The 24806-nt window shown below is 56.5% G+C and carries 24 protein-coding genes; 21 read left to right on the forward strand and 3 right to left on the reverse strand.

Annotation, left to right across the window (positions count from 1 at the left end):
• Nucleotides 1-65: 65 nt before the first annotated feature.
• The 3 genes from GXX57_09060 to GXX57_09070 all read left to right on the forward strand — a co-directional run bounded on the left by GXX57_09060 (nucleotide 66) and on the right by GXX57_09070 (nucleotide 1693).
• Nucleotides 66-1133, forward strand: a complete 1068-nt coding sequence (locus GXX57_09060) for a hypothetical protein (GenBank protein ID HHV44794.1) — start codon at nucleotides 66-68, stop codon at nucleotides 1131-1133.
• A 53-nt stretch (nucleotides 1134-1186) separates the two neighbouring features.
• Nucleotides 1187-1351 (forward strand): hypothetical protein, encoded by a 165-nt coding sequence (locus GXX57_09065; protein HHV44795.1) that lies wholly within the window; start codon nucleotides 1187-1189, stop codon nucleotides 1349-1351.
• A gap of 111 nt (nucleotides 1352-1462) precedes the next feature.
• Nucleotides 1463-1693 (forward strand): LamG domain-containing protein, encoded by a 231-nt coding sequence (locus tag GXX57_09070; protein HHV44796.1) that lies wholly within the window; start codon nucleotides 1463-1465, stop codon nucleotides 1691-1693.
• A gap of 98 nt (nucleotides 1694-1791) precedes the next feature.
• On the opposite strand, the gene GXX57_09075 is transcribed toward GXX57_09070, so the two are convergent.
• Both GXX57_09075 and GXX57_09080 read right to left on the reverse strand, forming a co-directional pair.
• Complete coding sequence (locus tag GXX57_09075) at nucleotides 1792-3570, reverse strand: cell wall metabolism sensor histidine kinase WalK (GenBank protein HHV44797.1); 1779 nt, start codon at nucleotides 3568-3570, stop codon at nucleotides 1792-1794.
• Entirely contained in the window at nucleotides 3567-4265 is a 699-nt protein-coding gene (locus GXX57_09080; GenBank protein HHV44798.1) for a response regulator transcription factor, read from the reverse strand. Before GXX57_09080 ends, GXX57_09075 begins: the two co-directional genes overlap by 4 nt.
• A gap of 127 nt (nucleotides 4266-4392) precedes the next feature.
• Between GXX57_09080 and GXX57_09085 the strand changes: the two genes are divergently transcribed.
• The 18 genes from GXX57_09085 (at nucleotide 4393) to spoIIIAA (ending at nucleotide 23622) form a co-directional block, all read left to right on the forward strand.
• Nucleotides 4393-5115, forward strand: a complete 723-nt coding sequence (locus GXX57_09085) for a flagellar protein FlgN (GenBank protein HHV44799.1) — start codon at nucleotides 4393-4395, stop codon at nucleotides 5113-5115.
• A gap of 230 nt (nucleotides 5116-5345) precedes the next feature.
• A complete protein-coding gene (locus GXX57_09090; protein HHV44800.1) occupies nucleotides 5346-6119 on the forward strand; it encodes a hypothetical protein in 774 nt (257 codons plus the stop codon).
• Between the two features lie 175 nt (nucleotides 6120-6294).
• Entirely contained in the window at nucleotides 6295-7185 is an 891-nt protein-coding gene (locus GXX57_09095; protein HHV44801.1) for a sugar phosphate isomerase/epimerase, read from the forward strand.
• Nucleotides 7186-7605: 420 nt separating this feature from the next.
• Entirely contained in the window at nucleotides 7606-8409 is an 804-nt protein-coding gene (rpsB, locus tag GXX57_09100) for a 30S ribosomal protein S2 (GenBank protein HHV44802.1), read from the forward strand.
• Between the two features lie 68 nt (nucleotides 8410-8477).
• Nucleotides 8478-9131 (forward strand): translation elongation factor Ts, encoded by a 654-nt coding sequence (gene tsf / locus GXX57_09105; protein HHV44803.1) that lies wholly within the window; start codon nucleotides 8478-8480, stop codon nucleotides 9129-9131.
• An 18-nt stretch (nucleotides 9132-9149) separates the two neighbouring features.
• Nucleotides 9150-9881: a UMP kinase gene (locus tag GXX57_09110; GenBank protein HHV44804.1), complete on the forward strand. Its 732-nt coding sequence runs from the start codon at nucleotides 9150-9152 to the stop codon at nucleotides 9879-9881.
• On the forward strand, nucleotides 9874-10434 hold the full coding sequence (gene frr / locus GXX57_09115; protein ID HHV44805.1) for a ribosome recycling factor: 561 nt from the start codon (nucleotides 9874-9876) through the stop codon (nucleotides 10432-10434). Before GXX57_09110 ends, frr begins: the two co-directional genes overlap by 8 nt.
• A complete protein-coding gene (locus tag GXX57_09120) occupies nucleotides 10434-10631 on the forward strand; it encodes a hypothetical protein (GenBank protein ID HHV44806.1) in 198 nt (65 codons plus the stop codon). The genes frr and GXX57_09120 overlap by 1 nt, the downstream gene beginning before the upstream one ends.
• 112 nt (nucleotides 10632-10743) lie before the next feature.
• Complete coding sequence (locus GXX57_09125; GenBank protein ID HHV44807.1) at nucleotides 10744-11514, forward strand: isoprenyl transferase; 771 nt, start codon at nucleotides 10744-10746, stop codon at nucleotides 11512-11514.
• Between the two features lie 57 nt (nucleotides 11515-11571).
• Complete coding sequence (locus GXX57_09130) at nucleotides 11572-12384, forward strand: phosphatidate cytidylyltransferase (protein HHV44808.1); 813 nt, start codon at nucleotides 11572-11574, stop codon at nucleotides 12382-12384.
• 7 nt (nucleotides 12385-12391) lie between these two features.
• Nucleotides 12392-13420, forward strand: coding sequence for an AI-2E family transporter (locus tag GXX57_09135; protein HHV44809.1), 1029 nt, complete (start codon nucleotides 12392-12394; stop codon nucleotides 13418-13420).
• A gap of 16 nt (nucleotides 13421-13436) precedes the next feature.
• A complete protein-coding gene (locus GXX57_09140; protein ID HHV44810.1) occupies nucleotides 13437-14600 on the forward strand; it encodes a 1-deoxy-D-xylulose-5-phosphate reductoisomerase in 1164 nt (387 codons plus the stop codon).
• The gene (gene rseP, locus GXX57_09145; protein HHV44811.1) at nucleotides 14597-15664 is read left to right on the forward strand and encodes an RIP metalloprotease RseP; all 1068 of its coding nucleotides are present in this window, start codon (nucleotides 14597-14599) and stop codon (nucleotides 15662-15664) included. Before GXX57_09140 ends, rseP begins: the two co-directional genes overlap by 4 nt.
• Nucleotides 15665-15675: 11 nt before the next feature.
• Nucleotides 15676-16764 carry a flavodoxin-dependent (E)-4-hydroxy-3-methylbut-2-enyl-diphosphate synthase gene (gene ispG, locus GXX57_09150; protein HHV44812.1) on the forward strand — a complete coding sequence of 363 codons (1089 nt, stop codon included), beginning with the start codon at nucleotides 15676-15678 and terminating at the stop codon, nucleotides 16762-16764.
• Nucleotides 16758-18479: a proline--tRNA ligase gene (locus tag GXX57_09155; protein ID HHV44813.1), complete on the forward strand. Its 1722-nt coding sequence runs from the start codon at nucleotides 16758-16760 to the stop codon at nucleotides 18477-18479. The genes ispG and GXX57_09155 overlap by 7 nt, the downstream gene beginning before the upstream one ends.
• A gap of 22 nt (nucleotides 18480-18501) precedes the next feature.
• Nucleotides 18502-19137, forward strand: coding sequence for a glycosyltransferase family 2 protein (locus GXX57_09160; protein ID HHV44814.1), 636 nt, complete (start codon nucleotides 18502-18504; stop codon nucleotides 19135-19137).
• Between the two features lie 345 nt (nucleotides 19138-19482).
• Nucleotides 19483-22614: a PolC-type DNA polymerase III gene (locus GXX57_09165; protein HHV44815.1), complete on the forward strand. Its 3132-nt coding sequence runs from the start codon at nucleotides 19483-19485 to the stop codon at nucleotides 22612-22614.
• A gap of 51 nt (nucleotides 22615-22665) precedes the next feature.
• Nucleotides 22666-23622 carry a stage III sporulation protein AA gene (spoIIIAA, locus tag GXX57_09170; GenBank protein HHV44816.1) on the forward strand — a complete coding sequence of 319 codons (957 nt, stop codon included), beginning with the start codon at nucleotides 22666-22668 and terminating at the stop codon, nucleotides 23620-23622.
• Between the two features lie 115 nt (nucleotides 23623-23737).
• Here spoIIIAA and GXX57_09175 read toward each other — a convergent pair whose 3' ends face one another.
• Nucleotides 23738-24748, reverse strand: a complete 1011-nt coding sequence (locus GXX57_09175) for an alpha/beta fold hydrolase (protein ID HHV44817.1) — start codon at nucleotides 24746-24748, stop codon at nucleotides 23738-23740.
• Nucleotides 24749-24806: the final 58 nt, after the last annotated feature.

The following is a 24806-nucleotide window of genomic DNA, read 5'->3' on the forward strand; positions in this document are numbered from 1 at the left end:
TGGCTTCTTTTTCACCGAACTGTAGAAGCAGAAATATAAGCTATGGCAGGGAAGGAGAAGTACATATGGTTTTGGAAGAGCTACAGGCGCGCCAGCTGCCTCCGGTGCTTTTGCCTGGGACTACGGCGGAGAATTGGTCTGCACGGCGTGAGGAGCTGGTGAACCTATTTAGGGAACATGTCTACGGGTTTGCGCCACCACCTCCCCAAAGGGTGCAGGGTGTGGTTGTCCAGGTTGAAAGGAGAGCTTGGGCGGGAAAGGCAGAGCACAGGGAGATCTCCTTGCAGTTTGAAACCCCCAAGGGACTCTTTTCCTTCCCGGTGCATCTGGTTTTGCCCTATTCCGCTGAAAGACTGCCCCTGGGAGTGTACATTGCCTTCGAGAGGTATCCCTGCGGCAAGTATGGTCCTATTGAGGAGATCGTGGATAGTGGTTATGCTATTGCCACTTTCTGTTACCAGGATGTGAGCAGAGACTGTGAGGATAACTTCACTTCAGGACTGGCGGCCATGTATCCTCGCAGTGATGTGCCCAATGAATGGGGGAAGATCTCCCTGTGGGCCTGGGCCGCCAGCCGAGTGCTGGATTATGCCCTAACCCTGGAGGAGGTGGATCCCTATCGGGTCTTCAGCGTGGGCCATTCCCGCTTGGGGAAGACTTCCCTGTGGGCGGCGGCTCAGGATGAGCGTTTTCGTGCCGCAGTGGTGAACAACTCCGGCTGTAGTGGTGCGGCGATTACCCGGGGGAAGGTGGGTGAAAGGATCGCGGATATCGTTCGGGCTTTCCCCTATTGGTTCTGTCGGAACTATCATCAATACCGAGGGCGGGAAGAGGAATTGCCGGTGGATCAGCATCAGCTGGTGGCTGCTGTGGCTCCCCGACTTGTGTATATCTCCAGCGCCGAGGAGGATACCTGGGCGGATCCTAGAAGCGAATTTCTTGCTGCGGTGGCAGCCAGTGACGCTTACGAGCTTTTGGGTTTGCAAGGGCTTGTGTATCCAAACCGGTTCCCTGAGCCGGGGGATTTCTTCCACGAAGGCAGGATCGGGTATCATCTGCGATCGGGGACCCATTTTCTCAGTCGTGAGGACTGGCAGCAGTTTTTCAAATATCTGGACCGACATCTGGTCTGACAGACAAAGATCTTTGGCTCTGCGCGGAGGCGGCGCGCAAGAGTGCCTCCCAAGTGAAGGTCTTGCCTTGTATGGATTACATGCCCCAAACAGGGGAGGATTTTCTCCGCAGTCTGTGGGCCGATGAGGCTTTGCGTAATCACCTCAATCTTTTGAGGGTTGGTGATCGTCTGGTTATCATGGCCTGTGGAACCCATCGTATGGCTCAGAACCCTTAATTTGGAATTGACACCGTCCATGACCCTTACCCTTTCCAGAAGCAACGAGGCCCGACAGGATGTCACCCTGTTCGTAGCAAACAGTTGTCGGTTGGACAGTGGTTCCATATAGTGGCCACCTTTGATGGGCGGAGCATGGCGCTGTACGTGAACGGCGAACTGGATGGACAACCGGTGCAGGTTTCGGATCTGCAGACCGATGAGCATACCACAATAGGTTTCTCCAAACAGAAGGGTCAGTATTCTAACGGTGATATGGGTCGAATCCGGGTGCTGCAACGGGCCATGGCGGCTTCTGAGGTGCAGGTGGAGTACCAGTTGTTCCGCGCGACCTTTCCCTGAAGGGATTTTAATGGAGGCAGTCTTTTCCTTGCCCGAAGATGGGCCTTTCGGCTTGTGGAAGAGCTGGGAGTGCTGCCTCCTTTCCTAGACCTTAGCGGTTATTGTCCGTCGCCTATGGGCAGTCGAATCACAAAGGTGGCCCCCTGGAGGGGCTTGTTGTATGCCCAGATCATACCTCCGTGCAGTTCCACGAATTTCTTGGCGATGGTTAGACCCAACCCTGGGCTTGTGGAGCTGCGGGAACGATCCAGGGTTCCCTTGTGGAAGGGCTGGAAGATCCGTTGTTCGTCACCGGGGGGGATTCCCGGTCCCTCATCGGATACCGCAAGTTCCAAGTAAGGTCCTTCCCTCTTCCAGTCCACTACCACCGTGCCGCCGGGAGGTGAGTGGAGGATCGCGTTTTCCAAGAGATTGTACAATACCCTGCCGATCTTTTCTGGATCGAGGAAGAGCCTTGGCAGCTGCTCCATATCCTCCACGCTGATCGATACATCCCTTTCCTTCAACATTGGCTCCAATAGCACCGTATTCTGATCGACCAATTCCCCCAGGGAAACCTGGACCCGGTTCAACTGTGTACTTTCCATATCCAGCCGGGCTACCTCTAAAAGGGTGGAGGTCAGGGCGATTAGATGCAGGACTTGGGAGTACATCGCATCTATGTGTTTCGCCAGTTCCTCCGGGTCAGTAATCAGCTGATCCTTGATGGCTTGCAGCAGGCCTCGCAAAACCGTCAGAGGGGTGCGCAGATCGTGGGAGATACTGGCGAAGAACTCCCTTTGGCTTGCTTCAAAGCGATGTTGCTGGCTGATATCCGACAACAACACCACCGCGCCCTTGGCTACTTTATCCGGAGCCTGCAGGGGGGAGGCCGTGATCTGGAAAGTGCGGTTGTTCTGCAACTGTAACCTTTGCCGTTGGATGGTTCCCTTTTCAATGGTGGCCTCGATGATGGAGATGACCTCCTTGTCCCGGAGGGTCAAGAACAGCTCCGTGCTTCGACAGCGGTCAAGGGTTTGGGTGTGGTCCCACGGTAGACCCAGGGCGCTGGCGGCCTCGTGATTGTACAGGGCCTCTTCTTGCTGCAGATCAATGCTCAGCACCCCTTCGGACATGTGCGCAATGATTGATTCCGTTCGTTGCTTTTCTTCGGAGAGGCTGGAGAATAGCCGAGCCAGCTCCCGGGACATGTTATTCACACCCTGGGCCAACAGGCCTATTTCCCCCCTGTCCGGACAACTGATTTGGGCGCCCAGCTGACCTCGACCAATGGCCTGGACGGTGTTGCTGATGGCCACCAAGGGCTTAGTCAGCCGGCGGGACATGAACCAGGCCACCACCAGGACAATACACAAGACCGGGGGCAAGGCCAGTAAAGCCAGTTTGCGCACCGTTTGTTTTACCAGGGCGTCAATCTCTTGCATCGGTGTGAACAACAGCACATGGGATGCGGTCCCCCAGGGCAGTTCAATAGGTCCAGTGGGCTGTGCTACCACCATCATCGGAGAACGAAAGCCTTCGCCGAATTGACGCTGGACCTGGGTGGTGTTTTGGATGAGCCGCCGCCGACTTGTCTCCGACAGGGACTGATTGATCCTCTGTACTACCGAGGCGGTGAGCACCTTTCCCTGGGAGTTCACTACCCAGATCTCCGCACCGGAAACACCGTGGAGACTACGTAGCAATGCGGTACTGGCCCCTGCTCCTTCGGTGGCGAGGACCTCAGCGATCCGAGAACCCATATTGGCCAGCTGTTCCTGACGTTTCTGCAGGAAAATCTGGGCGAAGAACGTGGGGAACAGGGCCAGGATCAACAAAAGGGTGACGAGAACCACCACCAGATGGCTAACAAAGGTCTTACCAAAAATGGAATTCATTGCTCCACCTCGAATCTATAGCCAATTCCCCGGACGGTCTTGATGTAGTCGCAACCCGGCAAGGCTTCCTGGAGTTTGTCCCGGATGGACTTGATGTGTACATCCACTCTTCTGAGCCCCTCGTCGGGGTCCTCAAAGGGCCAAAGCCGCTGGAAAATCTGCCGTCGGCTAATGACCTGGTTCCGGTTCATGGCCAGGTACCAGAGTAGTTCGAATTCCTTGGGCGTCATGGGGATTACCCCGCGCTCGGTACTCACCTTACGTTGGGTGTAGTTTAGGGTCAAACCCGGCAATCGAATGACTTCCTCCGGCGGGGACTTCGGAGTCGCTCGCCGCAGTACCGATTGCACCCGGGCTACCACTTCCTGGGGGTTAAAGGGCTTGATGATATAATCGTCGGCACCCATGGCCAGTCCCTTGATGCGGTCCTCATAGGCGGTCTTGGCGGTAAGCATGATCACCGGTAGGTCCGACTTGTTCCGAATTCTCCTACAGATCTCCTCGCCGGGTATACCGGGGAGCATGAGGTCAAGAAGAACGAGATCCCACGGCTCTTCCAGCATCTTTAAAGCCGAAGGTCCATCGCCCACACAATGTACCTCAAAGCCCGCACGGGTCAAGTATAGACGGATCACTTCACATACGGCCCAGTTGTCTTCCACAACCAGGATGCGACGCATCGACGCTCCTCCCATGTGTTTTTTTTGAATCAATTCTTCTTGATTTGGGGGGCTTCCTCCTTTACCGGTTGAAATGTACATTCTTAACAGTTTCTTAAAATACCCTTGGTAAGATTCTAGTTGAAAACCATCAGGGAGGAGGATGTCTGTGAGGAAGTTGGCCTTAATACTTACTGTGATCATGCTTGTTGGGGGAGTGGTAAGTGCTTCTGCGAATGAGGTTCAGCGTCTGCAACTGGAAAACCGGATACTCTTTGCTCTGAACAATCTGGCAGAGACACCGGAAGAATTGCAGGAACTGTTGGATCTGTTGGAAGAGGTACAAACCGCCCGGGAAAGCTCCCAGGAGCAACTTGCCGAGTTACTGCGGGAACAGCAGGAACTGCTAAGACGTGGAGAAGTGGAGGCTGCCCGGGAGTTGACGGAGAGAATCCAGGAGGTCCAAAGGGAGAGTGTGGAGGCTTGGCACCGGCTGACCGAAAAGCTCAAGGAGCAGGTGACCAAGAAGCATCCCGCAGTAAGCAAGACTCCGGAATTCAAAGATTCCCGACTGTTGCCCCAACGCGTCTGGTCTATGACTCCAGTCTTGCCCCGGGTGCAGCCTCGGGTCCAGTCTCGGGTCCAGCCTGATGTGGTCCCCAGGGCACCGGTGGTGCGGCAACGGTCGTTAGACACTGACTGGCAATGGTTTGAAGGCTTTAAGGATAGTCCGACGCTGCAGCGGCTTTGGCCCAATTGGGGCTGGGATCAGCCAACTATCCTGCGGCGTTCGCCGGATCATCCCTCGGTGCTGGGGCCGCGGACTGGTGGGGGCAGGGGCATCCTAAGGTTTCCCACCTTCGGGAGTTTTCGGGCTATCCGGTGATCGGTAACCAAATCCAACGGGTATTGTAAATGCTTCGGTCAGTGGGAAGTTTTCTCCCACTGACCTATTTTTTTACTGCCCTTTTTGTTGCTAGTCTGCAGCCCCGTACACTCTCGGTCTTGGTCCCCTTTTTGGTTTTCCCCGGTCCTTGTACTGTCTTTCCCTTGGGCTATAATGGAAGCAGGGTCCTCGCCAGGGTTAGACAGAAAAACCGGAAGGGGAGTAAGTCTATGCACACCATCAGGTTGCCGGAACGAATGACCTCAAAGGAGCGGGTTCGGCGGGTCTTTGAGCACAGGGAACCGGATCGGGTGCCAATTAACTATGCGGCCAACCCGGGGATCGACCGTAAACTCAAAGCCCATTTTGGCTTGGCTCCGGATGACCACGAAGGCTTGCTTCAGGTTCTTGGTGTGGATTTTCGGGGTGTCGGTGCAGCGTACATTGGTCCCCGGTTGCATGAGCCCGTGGAGGGCCGATACGTCTGTCCCCTCTGGGGAGTTCGCAGCCGTTGGGTAGAATACGGTGAGAGTGGTTACATGGACTATTGCGATTTCCCCCTAAAGGATGCCGACGTAGCTACCATCGATGCCTGGCCCATGCCCTCGCCTGAGGATTATGACTATGCCTCCGTAGTGGAACTTTGTGAACGCTACAAAGACTACGCAATTTACATCGGCGGTCCGGGGATCGGGGACTTCATTAATTTCAGCGGGAGGCTACGGGGGATGGAAGAGGTGCTCATAGGCCTCATCACCCGGGAACCGGCCCAGTTGCGGCTGATGGACCGGAAGCTTGAAATCGACCTGGAAGTGACACGCCGTACTCTGGAGGCCGCCCAAGGAAAAGTGGATCTTCTTTGGATTGGCGAGGATTTAGGCACCCAGATCGGCCCTATGATCAGCAGGGAGCTTTTCCTGGAACAGATTTTGCCGCGTCATCAAAAGCTGATCGAACAGGCATCGCCGAACAAGTGGGCTACGCCAATGGCCGTTGGGCCCTAGTTACATGGTTAGTTTTCAGAAGCTCACTGTTGCATTGAAACGGAGATCAATAACGGCCGAGAAGTCTAGCGAATTGGGTTAAGAATAATGCATACTCTTCTAACCGGCCCGGAGGTATAAAGTTGGAAACGACGTATTTAGAGAGTGAGGCAAGATAACGATGGGAGGGTCTATGGTGCAGTCGGGAAATAAGAAGATGTTTGAGTGCTACGTCAACAACTGGATCTTCGGTGAAGCTCCTTTGGCCGAGGTTTTCCAGAGGATTGCCGGCATCGGTTTCGATGGGGTGGAACTGATGGGTGAGCCCGCCTTGTATGACGGGAAGGAAGTGGCCCAGTTAGCTGGGGACTTTGGGCTTAAGGTTATCTCCCTGTGCGGGATGCACCCCGGTCCATCACCCGATGATCTACGTGCCCTGGGTCATCCGGACGCGAAAGAAAGACAGCGGGCGGTAGATTATGTAAAAGCCTGCATCGATCTAGCGGTGGAGGTGCAGGCTCGTAGTGTGTTGGTGGTGCCCAGTCTCGTCGGACAACCCACCTATTTTTCCTCCCGGGAGGAGGATTGGCAGAGAGTGGTGGATTCCCTGGCCAAATGTGCTGAGTATGCCGCATCCCAAGGGATCCTAATCACCATCGAACCCATCAACCGGTACGAAGTGTCTTTGGTGAACACCATCGGTGACGCCATCCGGATGGCAGAAGCGGTGAACAGTCCCCAGGTACGGGTGATGGGGGATACCTTCCACATGCAGATGGAGGAAGGAGACGGCATTCCCGCGGCCATCCGCCGGGCCGGTGGCTATTGGCTCCAGCATATTCACTTTGCGGATAACACCCGGGTGGCCCCCGGTTTGGGTACACTACCTTGGCGAGAGATCATTCGGGCCCTGAAGGAGATTGATTACCAAGGGGCCATTTCCTTTGAACCGTTGCCCCGGTGGGCAAGTCCCTACGATGTGAAGCAGGGGCGGTTTTCCCGGGAGGAATTGGACGAAAACCTGCGGTTTGGCCTTGAGTATATAAGACTGATGCAGGAGATTGTCGCTACCGAGAATCCCGATTAAGGTGTGAGGTAAACATCGGTAGGTCAAACAGGCTGGATGGGAATCGGATTGCATTGGGTGGTTGTCTCGAGGGAGGGGGAAGACGCGGGTTCTCCCTCTTCCCTTCGACCTGTCTTTGTGGTTCACGATTGTTTCTGGGCCTCCTGATGAAAAGGGCTATCCTGAATCTTCGTTAGCCAAAGCTACCTGGTACCATCCTGGACGGTGTTATCAGGGACCTGAAATCCTATTATTCCAGGCGTTGCGAAGGGATTTCCAGCTGTCAGGATTTTATTGTAATCCTACCCTCTTTGTGATATACTACTTAACGGTGTAAATACGCACGCCTTGTGACCCTGTTGGGGGTGCCCTTCGGGCGGGGTGCCAACTGGGGAAGAACAAGGCGGAGGCTAAACCAACTGGAGAAAGGAGGTGGACGAGATGGCGATAGTTGGCATGAAGCAACTACTGGAAGCCGGCGTTCACTTCGGTCATCAGACGAGACGATGGAATCCCAAGATGAAGGAATATATCTTCACCGAACGCAATGGGATTTACATCATAGACCTACAGAAAACCGTCAAGAAGATTGAAGAGGCGTACAATTTCGTAAGAGATGTCGTTGCCGACGGTGGCACCGTGTTGTTTGTGGGTACCAAGAAGCAAGCCCAGCAGACGGTGGTGGAAGAGGCCACCCGGTGCGGGATGTTTTACGTCAATGAACGTTGGTTGGGTGGAATGCTGACAAACTTCCAGACCATCCGCAGCCGGATCGATTATATGGTCAAGCTGGAGAAGATGGAAGAGGATGGGTCCTTTGCTGTGCGGCCCAAGAAGGAAGTTTTAGATCTGGTGAACACCCGGACGAAACTGCAGCGTTTCCTGAACGGGATCCGGAATATGTACGAGTTGCCGGACGTAGTGTTTGTCATTGACCCGCGGAAAGAGAAGATCGCGGTGGCGGAGGCACGCAAGCTCGGAATTCCTGTGGTGGCGATCGTGGATACTAACTGTGATCCCGACGAGGTAGATTACGTGATCCCGGGGAACGATGATGCCATTCGGGCCATCCGGTTACTGACCAGCGTCATTGCTGATGCGGTATTGGAAGGCAAGGAAGGTTTCCAGGATACTCAACTCGAAGAAGACCAGGTTAGCCCGGAGCCTGAAGTTGAGGTCGTGGAAGTAACCGAGGACATGTTCCAAGGTGAGCAGGACGAGGCTGCAAGTGTCCTCGAAGAGTAGTTCAAAGAACAAAAGGCCCGGGCGATGCATTGTCGTCACGGGCTTTTTTTGTGAGGAGGCTCATAGACATGGCAGTTACAGCGCAAATGGTCAAGGAATTGCGAGAGAAGACCGGGGCAGGGATGATGGACTGCAAGAAGGCCCTTTTGTCCGCCGACGGTGATATGGAAAAGGCGATCCAGATCCTGCGGGAGAAGGGCTTGGCCGATGCGGCGAAGAAGGCCGGTCGTGCCGCAGCTGAGGGTGTCGTCGATGCTTATATTCACATGGGTGGCCGGATCGGGGTGCTGATCGAAGTCAACTGTGAGACAGACTTTGTGGCCAAGACCGAGGATTTTCAGCAGTTTGTGAAGGATATGGCCATGCAGGTGGCGGCATCTAGTCCCAAATATGTAAGCCGGGATGAAGTGCCCGAAGAGGTGCTGGCCAAGGAGCGGGAGATCTACCGGAATGCTGCCCTCAACGAAGGCAAACCGGAGAAGATCCTCGATCGCATTGTGGAAGGCAGATTGGAGAAATTCTTTAAAGAAGTGTGTCTCCTGGAGCAACCCTTTATTAAGGACCCCGATGTGACGGTGGAAGAGGTACAAAAGGCCCTGGTGGCCAAGCTGGGCGAGAACATCTCTGTACGCCGGTTTGTGCGTTGGGAACGGGGCGAAGGACTGGAGAAGCGGGAGTGTAATTTAGCTGAGGAAGTGAAGGCGCAGCTGGAAGGAAAATAACTACCGGGAGTTGAAACCATGAAGAATCCAGCTTACCGTCGTGTTCTTCTGAAGCTGAGCGGAGAGGCGCTCGCGGGCGCCTCTGGCACCGGCCTTGATCTGGACGTGGTGAATTTCATTGCCAAGGAGATCCACAAGGTGGTGCAAATTGGCGTGGAGATCGCGGTGGTGGTCGGTGGCGGTAATATCTGGCGGGGAGCTCCCGCTTCTGCCCGGGGGATGGATCGTGTCACAGCTGATTACATGGGTATGTTGGGGACTGTGATTAATGCCTTGGCTTTGCAGGATGCCCTGGAGAACCTGGGAGTGGAGACCCGGGTACAGACGGCCATTGAGATGCGGGAAGTGGCCGAGCCGTATATTCGCCGACGGGCCATCCGCCATCTGGAGAAGGGTCGCGTGGTGATCTTTGCCTCGGGCACAGGGAACCCATACTTTTCCACCGATACCACGGCGGCGCTGCGAGCGGCGGAGATCGAGGCCGAGATGATCCTCATGGCCAAAAAGGGCGTTGATGGAGTGTATTCTTCGGATCCCCGGTATGACGCGGAGGCTGTCCTGTTGAAGGAGTTAGATCACATGGACATGCTTCAACGGGGCCTAAAGGTGATGGATGCCACAGCGGCTTCCCTGTGTATGGACAACAAGATTCCCATTATGGTATTCAACTTTAATGTAGAGGATAACATTATCCGTGCCGTCCTTGGCGAAAGGATCGGTACACTCGTGGGAGGGAAGGCGAATGGATAGTAACAGCATACTTAATGAGGCCCAAAAGAAGATGGAAGGTGTAATCGAAGCTTTGAAGCGGGAGTTTGCTTCGGTGCGCACCGGACGGGCCAATCCTGCTTTGCTGGACCGAGTCATGGTGGACTATTACGGCGTACCTACACCTTTGAACCAGCTTGCCAACGTGAGCGCCCCGGAGCCACAGCTGTTGGTGCTTCAGCCCTATGATAAGACCGCCATGGCGGATATTGAGAAAGCCATCCTCAAAGCCGATCTGGGATTGACGCCCTCCAATGACGGTAATGTGATCCGCATTGCCATTCCCCCGTTGACCCAGGAACGGCGGAAGGAGCTGGCGAAGCTGGTGGCCAAGGAGGCCGAAGATAAGCGGGTGGCGGTCAGGCACATCCGTCGCGATGCCAACACGAGGATCAAAGCTTTGGAGAAGGACGGCGAGTTGCCGGAGGATGAAAGTCGGAAGCTGCAAGATGATGTGCAGAAGTTGACCGACAAATTCATCGAAGAGATCGACAGCATTCTGGAAAAGAAGCAACAGGAGCTTATGGAGATCTAATGGATTTTTCCTTCGTAGGCATGAAACTGGAGGATGCACAAAGGATGATGGCCGCCTGTACCGGGCGGCATCCTGTTATTATTCAGGTGACGCGACCTCCCAAAGGGGAGCATAGCCCGGGGGTTTTGCGGGTGGTGGCCCAACGGGAGGAGGAAGACCGCATTGTCCTGGTGTGTGCCCATGAGATGGAAGTATAACCCCTTTGGGCCCTTTGTGCATACCCCGGACTAAGGAGCAAAGACTGGTGGCAAGGGTTGTGTGCTATCCTCCGGGAGAGGGGGTGGAGGGCGGGGTCTGTCCTGGCGCAGGATGGATGTCGCCCCCGGAGATATGAAGTCATGGTGGAAGCGGTTGATGCCGCCTCTCCAACGGAAAAAGCCTGAGAATATCCCTACACATGTGGCAGTGATTATGGACGGCAATGGCCGGTGGGCGGTGGGCCGGGGCCTTTCCCGGACCGAAGGCCATCGCATGGGCGTGCAGTCCCTACGACAGTTGGTGGAGACCGCAGGGGAGCTCGGGATCAAGTATCTAACAGTTTACGCCTTTTCCACGGAGAACTGGGGTCGGCCCCAGGAGGAAGTGGAAGCCCTCTTGAATCTACTTCAGGAGTCTTTAAACGAATACTTGCCGGAATTGGTCGAAAATAATGTACGGGTGCGGGTGATCGGGCGCCGGGATGACTTGGACTCTTCCCTCCGGGAATGCTTGGAGCGGGCGGAGCGGGAAACAGCTCACAACGATGCTCTGTTTTTGAATATCGCCTTCAATTACGGTGGTCGGGCGGAACTGGTGGATGGGATTTGTGCCATTGTGCAAAGGGCTCTAACCGGCGAGATCTCCCCTGGGGAGATCGACGAAGAGCTCATTGAAGAGCACCTGTACCTACGGGGACAACCGGCTCCGGACCTGTTGATTCGCACCGGCGGGGAGCACCGGGTCAGCAATTTCCTCCTGTGGCATATAGCTTACACAGAGTTTTACGTAACCCCTGTGCCGTGGCCGGAGTTCGGACCTCGGGATTTGTACCGGGCCATCGAATCCTACAGCCGACGGCAGCGACGCTTTGGCCAGCTTTAGGGTTGTGCCGCAATTTTCAAAAGGGAGGTGAGCGGCTCCCTTTGTGAGCCGTGCAAGATGCAGCTGGGCGATGGACAACTTTCCAGAAGAATTATCACCGCGGTTGTGGGTGTGCCCATCCTGTTGGGGTTGTATTACGTAGGGGGCTGGCCCTTGTTCTTCTTGTTGGTGGGGTTGATCGTGATTGCCGCCGACGAGCTTGGTCAGATGTTTGACAAACTAAGTGTTGCGCCCAGCCGGGCGGACCTCATTTTCGGTGGCCTAACCCTGCTTCTCGGAGCATATATTAGTACCATTAACAAAGAATATGGTACCGTCGGTGGCGCGGTGGTGACCGTACTTTTGGCTGCCTTTGCCATCAAAGAGATGGTGAAGGGTACGAAATTCTCCCCGGAACGGGTGGCCTTAGCCTTGTTCGGTAGTATCTACGTGGGCCTGTTTTCCTACTTGTGGCTCTTGCGGGCCTTCGGGGACGGTAGCCGTTACCTGATCACCCTGGTATTACTGATTTGGGCCCAGGACATCGGTGCCTATTTCATCGGCCTTACCTTAGGCAAACGTCCCTTGGCTCCCACCATCAGTCCGAAGAAGACCTGGGAGGGGGCTTTGGGGGGCCTGGCCTGTGGTGTGTTGGTGGCTGGCTTGGTGGGTCTGTTTTGGCATATGGGGGGCATCGGTTTCCTTTTGGGGCTGGTGGCCGGTATCGCAGGACAGATCGGTGATCTGGTGGAATCAGCATTGAAGCGGGCCGCTGGTGTCAAGGATTCGGGTTCATTGCTACCGGGACACGGGGGAGTATTGGATCGGTTCGACAGTCTTATCTTTGCTGCGCCCCTTGCCTATCTGTTGGTGACGGTGCTTTTGGGGTGAACCGCCTATGCACCGGGCACAGAAAGCTGTTGCCCTCATTTTTGCCATTGCCCTTCTGATCGTTGTTCTCCTCAAATTGTTTTTTGCTTATCTGGCCCCCTTTATCTGTGGGGGCCTTATTGCTTTAGTCATCGATCCACTGGTGGGACATCTCGAGCAGCGGGGAGTCGGTCGCAACGTCGCGGTGACCCTAGTTCTCGTGGCCTTGGGCCTTGTTTTGGCCCTGGGGCTGGTCAGTGCTTTGACCCACCTGTCCGGCGAGCTTTTGGGCCTTCAGGCCCGACTGGAACTGCAGCGGGAGCTTATCATTCAGTACGATCAGTGGTCTATATTTTTCGAGAAATTCTTAAAAGGACTCCCTCCGCAAGTTGCAGAAGTAATAACGAAGCAGTTGGCCGCCCTTAACCTGAAGCTACAGGAGTTAGCCCAAGAGGCGCTGTTGTCTTTGGGGGGCCTGCCCCAGTTTCTTTTCGGTCTGATGATGGCCCTTTTCAGTGCCTACTTCCTCAGTCGGGACAAAAGGGACTTTGTCCGGTGGTTGTTTTTGGTGCTCCCGGAAAGCTGGCAGGGCTATGTTGTGCAGATCAAGGGGGAAGTGCTCAGCGGCGTTTTGGGTTATTTGCGGGCCCAGGTGGTGATTCTGCTTCTTTCCACCGCAGTCAGTGTCGCGGGGTTGCACCTGCTAGGTATTAACTACGCTTGGGTCTTGGGCATACTAACGGGGGTACTGGAGTTTCTGCCGGTGGTTGGTCCGGGAGTTGTCTATTTACCCTTAATCATTTATCATGTAGGGCGGGGGCAGGCACTGCTGAGCATTGCCTTGGGAGTTAACCTGGCAGTTATTGTTTTGCTTCGGCAGTTGGTGGAGCCCCAGCTTTTGGGTCGTTCCACGGGGGTTCATCCCTTGTTGTTTGCCGCCTCACTGTACTTGGGTTTGGCCATCTACGGCTCTGTGGGCCTGTTTTTAGGCCCCATGTTGTTACTTATACTTCGGGCGGTTTGTACCGTGATTTTGGTGCCAAACTTCCATATGTAAGGAAGGAGTCAGTTCCTTGGGCAAAAGGATCGCGATCCTGGGATCCACCGGTTCCATCGGGCGTCAAGCCTTAAAGGTCATCGACCAGATCGGTGGCTTTGAAGTGGTGGCCCTGACGGCGGGGCGCAACGTGGAGTTGATGTCCCAGCAGGTGAGAAAATACCGGCCGCAGTTGGCGGTGATGGGTGATGCCAAGGGCGCCCAGGCCCTGAAGGAAAACCTGGGTTTCACCTCCACCGAAATCCTCTACGGTGAAGAAGGACTGCTGGCCGCGGCCAGCCTCACCCCCTTGGATCTGTGTCTGGTGGCGGTGGTGGGCGCGGTGGGGATTCGACCCACGCTGGCGGCCATCGATCAGGGTACCCATATCGCGCTGGCCAACAAAGAGACCTTGGTGGCCGCCGGTTCCATCGTCATGGAACGGGCCCGCCGGCGGGGTGTAAAGATTTTACCGGTGGACTCGGAACATAGTGCCATCTTCCAATGCTTGCAGGGCTCGGCGCCGGAGGAAGTGGCGCGGGTCATCCTTACCGCCTCCGGGGGACCCTTCTTTGGACTAGGGCCGGAGCAACTGGAAAGGGTGACGTCCCAGCAGGCTTTGCGTCATCCCAACTGGACCATGGGGCAAAAGATTACCATCGATTCCGCCACGCTGGTGAACAAAGGGCTGGAGGTTATCGAGGCCTGTTGGCTTTTTGGCCTATCCTTGGATCAGGTGGAGGTGGTGGTCCACCGCCAAAGCATCGTCCACAGCCTGGTCCAGTTCCGGGACGGTTCGGTACTGGCCCAGCTAGGCCTGCCGGATATGGCGGTACCCATTCAATATGCTTTGACCTATCCCCAGCGGGTGGGGGCTGACCGGCCGGTTTTATCACTTACGGAGGTGGGGCAGCTTACCTTTGAAGAGGTGGATCACGGGACTTTTCCCGCGATTAAGCTTGCCGAAGCCGCCTTCCGGGTCGGAGGTACCATGCCCGCGGTGTATAATGCGGCCAATGAAGTTGCGGTGTATTCATTTCTCGGGGGAAAATGTTCTTTGCCCAGCATCACCCGGGCGATCCAGGCGGCCATGGAGGCCCATGAAGTGGTACCGGACTGTGGGCTGGAAGATATCCTGGCTGCGGATCAATGGGCGCGTAGCTTTGTGGAAAGCCTGCTCGGAAAAGAGGTAGACCGATGAATTTACTTGCAATCCCCAGCGTCTTTGGCAATCTGCTCATTACCGTAGTGGCCTTTGTGGTCGTCTTTGGACTGTTGGTCTTTTTCCATGAGTTTGGTCACTTCCTGCTGGCCAAGTTGAACGGGGTGTTAGTCTATGAATTCGCCCTGGGCTTCGGGCCGAAATTGTTGTCCTGGAAGCGCAAAGAAACCCGTTATTCGTTGCGGGTCGTTCCCTTGGGAGGGTTCGTAAGGATCGCGGGCATGGAGGAGGAGCTGAATGAAGAGGAAAAACCCCTGCCCATCCCACCGGGGCGCAGCTTTGAGGACAAGGGATACTTAGGCAAACTGAGCATCATTGCCGCTGGTCCCCTGATGAATTTTGTTCTGACGGCCCTGCTGATGACCATTGTATCCTTTGGGCTTACGGAATGGCCCCCGCTGGTTACCTACGTGGAACCCCAGGAGCCGGCTTACCTTGCTGGTATGCAGGAGGGGGACCGCATCCTTTCGATCAATGGCCAAAGGATCACCAAAGAAGGACAAGTCAGTGAGTTGATTGGCGATGCCGGTACCGACCCCATTATTGTCGGGATCGAACGGGACGGGGAGTTTCTGGAGCTGGAGGTGAACCCCAGGACCACCGAAGGGGGGGTGCGGATAGGAATTCATTATTTGGAAAGGATCCGCACGCGCCCTTGGGAGGCGATTCGCTACGGGGTAGAGATTACCTGGGCTCTGATTAAGCTTACCGTGTGGGGGATCGGGCAGATGATTACCGGTGGTATCCCCGCGGATGTGGCAGGTCCCATCGGGATGTTCACCATGACCGGGGAATATGCCCAGCAGGGGATCCCGGAGCTTTTGTGGTTTACCGCTTTGCTCAGCGTCAATCTGGGTCTGTTTAATCTGTTACCCATTCCGATCCTGGACGGCGGACATATTGTCTTCATTACCCTCGAGCGGCTGCGGGGGAAGAAACTTGAGCCCAAATACCAGAACACCGCCATGTTGGTGGGCCTGTTCCTGTTGGTTCTGCTGATGATCTACGCCACGGTGTCGGATATCGGGCGGATTGTACGCTAGGGGGAAGGATCATGACGACCCAGGTTCCCAGGGAAAAAACCCGCCGGGTTTATGTGGGGGATGTCCCCATTGGGGGTGGCGCTCCCATTTCTGTGCAGAGCATGTGCAACACTAACACCGCGGATGTGGAGGCCATCTTGGCCCAGATCCGGGAGGTGGCGGCCCTCGGTTGTGATATTATCCGGGTTGCCGTACCGGATAAGAAGGCCCTGGCAGCCTTGCCTACCATTGTAAGGGAGAGTCCCTTGCCGGTGGTGGCGGACATCCACTTTCAGTGGGAGCTGGCCATGGGGGCCATTGCCGCGGGGGTAGCGAAATTGCGGCTGAACCCAGGCAACATCAACGACCCCAAGCGGGTGAAGGATATTGCGGCCGCGGCCCGAGAAAGGGGGATCCCCATCCGGATCGGGGTGAACTCAGGTTCCGTGGCCAAGGAGTTTCTCGATGAAGCCGGACGTCCCACGGCCCAGGGCCTAGTGGCCAGTGCCCTTGGCCATGTCTCTTTGTTGGAGGCGGTGGGGTTTGAGGATATTGTGATTTCCATCAAGGCCACTTCCGTGGATCTGCTGTTGACCGCGAACTTGGAGTTGTCCCGGAAAGTGGATTATCCCTTGCATTTGGGATTGACGGAGGCCGGGTTGTTTCCCGCAGGGGCCATTCGGTCCGCAGCGGCCCTGGGTGCTTTGTTATCCCGGGGGATTGGCGATACGGTGCGGGTCTCCCTTACGGGAGACTTAGGCAACGAGGTCCGGGTGGCCCATTGGGTCTTGGAGGCCTTAGGCCTGCGGCAGACCCGACCTATTGTGATCTCCTGTCCCACCTGTGGGCGGTGTAAACTACCGCTCGAGGCTATTGCGCGGGAGGTAGAGGCCCGCACCGCACATTTGACCAAGCCCCTCAAGATCGCGGTGATGGGTTGTGAGGTCAACGGCCCCGGGGAGGCCCGGGGAGCAGATATCGGTATTGCCGGGGGCGACGGATGTGGCTTTTTGTTTCGCGAGGGACAAGCCATTCGGAAAGTGTCCCTCGGGGAAATGGTGGATGTACTGGTTGAGGAGGCCGAAAGAATGGCCAGGGAGAACGGAGGGTTATTATGTTAATGTCAAGACTACTTGCACCGACACTGCGGGAGGTGCCCGCCGAAGCGGAGATTCCCAGTCACCGGCTGATGCTCCGGGCGGGATTGATCCGCAAGAGTGCCAGTGGAATCTATACTTATCTGCCCTTGGGGCTGAAGGTCTTACAGAAGATTATGCAGATTATCCGGGAGGAGATGAATGCGGCGGGAGGTCAGGAGCTTCTGCTGCCCATCATTCAACCGGCGGAACTGTGGTTTGCCACCGGACGGTGGGATGATTACGGCGCGGAAATGTTTAAGCTCAAGGATCGCCATGATCGCCAGTTTTGCCTGGGGCCCACCCACGAGGAGATTATCACGGCCTTGGCCAAGGCGGAGATCAGCTCCTACCGGCAGATGCCGCTGTTGTTGTATCAGATTCAGAATAAATACCGGGATGAGATCCGTCCGCGCTTCGGCGTCATTCGGGGCCGGGAATTCATCATGAAGGATCTTTATTCCTTCGATCAGGACGAGGCGGGCTTGGAAGAGAGTTATCGGAAGATGTACGATGCCTATACCCGGATCTTTACCCGTTGTGGCCTTGATACCCGGCCAGTGGATGCGGATCCCGGTGCCATTGGGGGCTCGGGGACCCATGAATTTATGGTGCTTGCGGACTCCGGCGAGGCGGAGCTGGTGATCTGCCAGTCCTGTGACTATGCGGCCAATGTGGAGATCGCGCCGGCCGCGGCCTGTCCCGGCACTGGGGAAGAACCACGGCCCATGGAAGCGGTGGAAACACCGGCGATGCACACGGTGGACCAGGTGACGGAGTTTTTGCAGGTGCCGGCCTCGAAACTGATAAAGACCTTGCTTTATCTGGCCGATGGACAACCGGTGGCGGTGCTGGTGCGGGGGGATCATGAGTGTAACGAGGTGAAGCTGAAGCGGTATCTGGGTTGTACTACCCTTGAGCTGGCCGACGAGGCCACCATTGCAGAGGTCTCCCAGGGTCCCAAGGGCTTCACGGGTCCCGTGGGACTCCAGGTGCGCCTGATCGCCGACCACAGTGTGATGAATATGACCAACGCGGTTACCGGCGCTAACCGGAAGGACACCCATCTGATCAATGTGAACCCGGGGCGGGACTTCACCACCGAAGAGGTGGCAGATCTGCGAGTGGTCACGGTGGAGGATCCTTGTCCCAAGTGCCAGGGCAAGCTGCAGCTGTGTCGGGGGATCGAGGTGGGTCAGGTTTTCAAACTGGGTACCAAGTATTCCGCGGCCCTGAAGGCCACCTTTACCGATGAGAATGGCGAAGAGCGCCCCATTGTCATGGGTTGCTACGGGATCGGTGTTAGCCGAACCATGGCTGCTATTATTGAGCAGAACTACGATGAGGACGGGATCATCTGGCCCATGTCGGTGGCTCCCTACCAGGTGGTCATTGTGCCCATTAAGTACAATGAAGAAGAGCAACGGGCCGTGGCAGACGAGCTAGAGAGAAACTTGACCGCGGCGGGGATCTCCGTAGTGTTGGATGATCGGGACGAACGGCCCGGGGTTAAGTTTAAGGATGCGGATCTAATTGGGTTCCCCATTCGGATCACCATCGGTCCCAAGGGCCTGGCGGCGGGAAATGTGGAGATCAGTAGACGGGACGGAAGCTTCAGGGAGGATGTGAAGTTGGAGCAGGCCACCGAGGTTGTAGTCAATCTGGTGCAGGAGGCCATGGGGGCTCTGGAGCCGAAATAGATAGGAGAAGCTGGTGACAATAATGGACGTAGTCGTCATCATCCCCGCGTACAACGAAGGGGGTACCGTCCGGCAGGTGGTGGAAGCCGCCCGTAGCTGTCCGCTGGTGGATGAAGTGGTGGTGGTCAGCGATGGGTCAACGGATCGGACCGTGGCGGAAGCCACCGCGGCCGGCGCCCGGGTGATTGCTTTGTCGGAAAACCAGGGGAAGGGTGCCGCCATGTATGCGGGGCTGCAGGCCACCTCGCAGGAAGTGATTCTCTTTCTGGACGGTGACCTGTTGGGCTTGACGCCGAGACACGTAGAAAAGCTGCTACAGCCCATCTTGGAGGAACGGGCCGACATGGCCGTAGGAATCTTTGACACGGGGCGGGTCTGTACCGACTTGGCCCAAAGGATCGCCCCCCACTTATCCGGGCAGCGGGCCCTGCGGCGCAGTGCCCTTGCCGGGGCCCCCGGATTTCAGGAGGCGGGCTTTGGGGTGGAGACCTTAATTACCCAGTATGCCCGGGAGATGGGATGGCGGGTGGTTACCATTTCCCTGAAGCATGTGTCCCACCGCCTGAAGGAGGAAAAACAAGGCTTCCTAAAGGGTCTGTGTACCCGTTTCTCCATGTATCGGGAGATCTTGAAAGTGGTGTTTTCCCGCGGACATTAGTCTGTACTCTCGGAACTTCCACTAGTCCTGAGGACCTTTCTGTCCTATTTTCTATTCGAAAGAGGGATTACAGTGCGGTATTGCATTCGTCCAGATGATAAATGCTCTAGGTTAAGTGCGTTCCTGAAGCAAGTCAACGGGGAGCTACCCCTGGGGGATTTGGACGACGTCCGCATTATTAAGGTTGACGTGGATCTGGCCAATTGTCGCTGGACTTTGCACCTGGATCAAAACTTGGATCAGGTGATTCTAGATCGGCTCCAGAACCTGCATGAATGTATTCCGGGGCTGAAGGAGATCCATTTTTGCTGTGACCCGGCCCCGCAGGATGAGACAGACCCCTATATGCAGTTGGTGCTGCAGCAACGGGCGAAACTACAGGAGCAGCGCCCGGAAAACGGTACGGCTAAACCAAAACAGGAGAACAATGTGATCAAAGGGCGCAAGGTCGCTCAACCACCCGTTCCCATCCGGCAGTTGGGCGAACCCGGTGAGTCGGTGGTGATCAAAGGGGAACTCATGTCCCTGGAAAGTAGGGTGATCCGCCGGGGGGGTAGCCTCCTGATTATGGACTTCACCGACTATACCGATTCCATCACCGCTAAGCTCTTCGTCGACGATGAGGATCAGATCGCGGAGAAAATGGTGGTGGGCAACTGGTATGTGCTCCGGGGGGACTTGGAGATTGACCGGTACAGCCAGGAGCTTTGCCTGACCGTACGGGATGTATCCGTTGGGGAGGCACCGGAAGTCCGGGATGAGGCGGAGGTAAAACGTGTGGAGCTCCATCTGCACTCCCGGATGAGTGCCATGGACAGTGTGGTGGACCTGCAGACCGCAGTCAAACAGGCGGCGAAGTGGGGACATCCTGCAATCGCCGTTACCGATCACGGTTGTGTCCAAGCCTTCCCCGAAGCCTATAACGCCGGCAAGAAGAACGGGATCAAGATCATCTACGGGGTGGAAGGGTACTTGACCGATTCCGAAGAACCCGAAGCCCCCACGTACCATATTGTCCTCCTGGTGCAAAACCAAAAGGGGTTGAAAAACCTCTATGAACTCATTTCGATCAGTCATATCGAGCACTTTTACCGTCATCCTCGGATTTTGCGCCGGGAACTGGACAAACGTCGGGAAGGTTTGCTTTTGGGCTCCGCCTGTGAAGCTGGCGAACTGATGCAGGCCCTCATCCATAAGGCCCCCTATGAAAGACTTAAGGAGATTGCTCGGTATTATGATTACTTGGAAATCCAACCTTTAGGCAACAATGAATTTCTTATCGGTTCTCCCCAAGTGCCCACTCGGGAAACCCTCATGGATTTGAACCGCACGGTGGTGAAGCTGGGGGATGAATTGGGGCTTCCGGTGGTGGCTACCGGGGACGTTCATTTCCTGCGGCCCCATGACGAGGTATACCGGCGGATTTTGATGGCGGGCCAGGGGTATGGGGATGCGGAACGGCAGGCTCCCCTGTACCTGCGTACCACCGCCGAAATGTTGGCGGAGTTTGCGTATCTGGGGGATCGGGCGGAGGAAGTGGTGATCCACAATCCCCGGCGGATCGCCGACAGCATCGAAGAACTGCGTCCTGTTCCCGCAGGGCTTCACCCGCCCAAGATGCCCGAGGCGGAGGAACTGGTTCCCAAGATGAGCTACGAAAGGGCCCGGGCCCTATACGGGGAGGATTTGCCGGAGATTGTGGCCGCCCGCTTGGACAAGGAACTGAAGGCCATCGTGGGCAACGGCTACGCGGCCTTGTACTGGATCGCCCACTTGCTTACCCGCAAATCCATGGAGGAGGGCTATTTGGTGGGGTCCCGGGGTTCGGTAGGCTCGTCCTTTGTGGCCACCATGTGCGGGATCACCGAGGTGAACCCCCTGCCGCCCCATTATCGGTGCCCGCAGTGCAAACATTCCCAGTTCATCACCGATGGGAGCGTAGCCTGTGGGGTGGATCTGCCCCGGCAGGATTGTCCCCGGTGCGGTACCCCCCTCGATCGCGACGGCTTTGATATCCCCTTTGAGGTGTTCTTGGGGTTTGAAGGGGACAAGGTGCCGGATATCGACCTCAACTTCTCCGGGGAGTGTCAGGCGGCTATCCATGCCTACACCGAAGAGCTGTTCGGTAAGGAGCAGGTCTTCCGGGCGGGGACCATCAGCACCCTGGCGGAACGGACGGCCTATGGTTTTGTCAAGAATTACTTGGACAGCAAAGGGATAGTCGCCCGTAATGCGGAGATCAACCGGCTGGTGCGCGGTTGCTCCGGTGTCCGGCGGACCACAGGACAGCATCCCGGGGGGATGGTGGTGATCCCCGTGGGTTGCAGTGTCTGTGAGTTCACGCCGGTGCAGTATCCGGCTAACGACCGGAACAGTGGGACGATCACCACCCACTTTGACTTCCACTCCATCGATGAGACTTTGGTGAAGTTGGATATCCTGGGCCATGATGACCCGACGGTGCTGCGGATGTTGCAGGACATGACCGGTGTCGATCCCTTGCAGATCCCTTTGGATGACCCGGACACCATGAGTATCTTTTCCGGGGTAGAGGCCCTCAAGGTGCGGCCCGAGGACATTGGGGAAGAGGTGGGGACCATCGGGATCCCCGAGTTTGGTACCCGGTTTGTGCGGGGGATGCTGAAGGAAACCCGGCCCAAGACCTTTGGGGATCTGGTGCGTATATCGGGCTTTTCCCATGGTACCGACGTGTGGGCTAACAACGCCCAGGATCTGATCAAAAACGGGATTGCCACTTTGGAGGAGGCCATTGCCACCCGCGACGACATTATGCTTTATCTCATCCAGCGGGGTCTACCCTCCAAGCACGCCTTTACCATTATGGAGCAAGTGCGGAAGGGCCGGGGGTTGAAGCCGGAGGACATCGAGGCGATGAAAGCCAAGGAGGTTCCCCAGTGGTATATCGAGTCCTGTCAAAAGATCAGCTACATGTTCCCCAAGGCCCACGCGGTGGCCTACGTGATGATGTCCTTCCGCATCGCCTACTTCAAGGTCCATCACCCTGACGCCTTCTATGCCGCGTATTTCACCACCAAGGCCGAGGAGTTCGACGCGGATCTGATCCTGGCGGGACCCGACCAGATGCGCCGGGTGATCCAAAAGGTGGAGAACAACTGGGCCGATGCCACCGCGAAGGACAAAAGCGTAGCGTCCATCTTGGAGGTGGCTCTAGAGGCCATGGCCCGGGGGATACGGTTTTTGCCGGTGGATCTATATCGGTCCGATGCTACCAAGTTCCGGGTGGTGGAGCCCAACACTCTGCTGCCGCCTTTAATTGGTTTACAGGGTCTAGGCAAGAACGCGGCGGAAAACATCGTCCAGGCTCGCTGCCAGCCCTTTACCTCCATCGAGGATTTCAAGGAGCGGACCGGGGCCAGTAAGACGGTCATCGAAACCCTCATGGAGCACGGTTGTCTGGAAGGTCTGCCTTCCACTGACCAAATGCAGCTGTTTTAACTTCTAGGTTGTCCCCCCTGTGGCATAGGATGCAACAGGGGGGATGAACTTATGTCCAACTACCTGCGTTTCCAACGGGAGATCCTACCGATTTTGGCCCCGAGCCTTCGGAAGCTTATTGCCTCTTTGCCCCAAAACCTGGTGGGTGCCCTAGAGGAGCTGCGCCTGCGGGCCCTGCGGCCCTTGGGGGTGGTTTGTAACCGCGGTGATGGCTTTTTGCAGGCAAGTGGAAGGATTGTAAGCGAGCCCGAAAGGGGATACATGGTAACTAGGGAGGAACTGGCCACCACTGTGGAGCTTATCAGCCAGCACTCCCTTTATGCCTATGTGGAGGAAATGCGCCACGGCTATATCACCATCCCTGGCGGACACCGGGTGGGTCTGTGCGGCCGGACGGTGGTGGAGGAGCGTCGGGTGGTGCTCTTGAGGGATATCCAGTCTTTGAATATTCGCATCTCCCGTCAGGTGCTAGGAGCGGCGGATTCGGTGATGGAACACATCCTTGGACCCTGTGGTCGAATCTGCAGTACGCTGATCTTATCACCACCGGGCTGTGGAAAGACCACCTTGCTGCGGGACATCGCCCGCCAATTGAGTCGGGGGATACCGCGCTTGGGTTTTCCCGGTGTCCAGGTGGCGGTGGTGGATGAACGGTCGGAGATCGGTGGCTGCTACCAGGGGGTGCCCCAAAACGACCTAGGGCCCCGTACCGATGTGCTGGACGGCTGCCCCAAAGCCCAGGGGATTATGATGCTGCTCCGTTCGATGGGACCGCGGGTCATCGTCACCGATGAGATCGGCAGCCTGGAGGATGCCCGGGCGATCCAGGAGGCTCTCCTTGGGGGGGTGAGCATCATTACCACGGCCCACGGTTCGGATCTAGAGGAAGTGGTCCGCCGTTTTGACTTAAGCGCCGAATTCCTCACAAAAAGCTTCCAAAAGGTCATCGTCCTGTCCCGCCGCCAAGGCCCGGGGACCATCCAAAAGGTCTTGGAACTGGGGAAATAGGGCCTGCTTTGTATGCGAACCGATAGTAGAAGAAAGCTGGCGGAAAAGGGGAAGGGTAGTTCCGCCAACCTAGATCACCTGCCAGGATTCGGCCTGGCAAGGGGGACAACCGGGTTTAGAAGTGGGTAGCAAGCCACTCCAGGAAGGCGTCGATCACTTCCGGCGCCACTTTCCGGGATGGGTCGTTATATTCAGCGAGATTAAACTCCTCGGTGGCGGGCATGAACAGGTGATCTAGCCGGGGAAACTCCACCAGCTTCACCCGGGTGTTGCCCGCAGTCTGGAGGGCTTGTGCCAGGGCCCGGGTATCTTCCACGGGCACCTGGGCATCCCACTGTCCGTGCAGGATCAACACCGGCACCGTGACCCTTTGGATCTCCTCGAGGGGCGTGAAGGAAAAGTGCTCTTGGAAGTAGGGGGCGTAGTAGGGAGTACCGAGAAACTCGATCCAGTCGCTGCCCTCCCGCAAAGCTGCGTAGAACTGGGCTTGGATGGCGAGATTGGCTTGGATTTGTTCCTCCGTTAGGCCCATCTGTTGTCCTGCCAACGCCACTTGATAGTCAATGATCTCATGGAGGGGCCGGGCCGGTGCCGCCAGCAACACCACCCCCGCCACATCATCCCGTCGGGCCGCCACCATGGGTACCAGCACGCCCCCCTCACTGTGCCCCACCAGGATCACTTGTTCCACGGAGCTGTTGGCTTTCAAAAAGTCGATGGCAGCACAAAGATCCGCCATGAGTTCACTGGGGGTGTGGGCCGCAAGGTTAGGATCCTGGTCACCCACACCGCGTTTGTCATACCGTAAAGAAGCAAAGCCCTGGGCGAAGGCTGCCTCCGCCAGTTGCTTGTACAGGTCTGTCCTTACGTTCCCGAAGTTGCCGTTCCGATCCACACTGCCGGAACCGTGCATAAAAATGACCCCGTAGCGGGGCGCAGTCTCCTCGGGCACAAGCAAGGTGCCCGGTAGGCGGATCTCCCCGCTGGGGATGGTGACTTCTAAGCCTAGCTGTGGTTCTGCTTCCACACTGAGCCGGATGCCCTGCTGGACCCTTACTTCCACCCCTTGGGTGGGGATAGTCAGCCGCAGGATCTGTCGAGTCTCCGGATTTACCCAGAGATTCACCCCCACACCGGCTTCGGGGGAAGATGCAAAGAGATGATAGCATTCCACGAACCAGTCA

This window comes from Bacillota bacterium (assembly GCA_012839765.1).
In the GTDB taxonomy this organism is placed as follows: domain Bacteria; phylum Bacillota; class Limnochordia; order DUMW01; family DUMW01; genus DUMW01.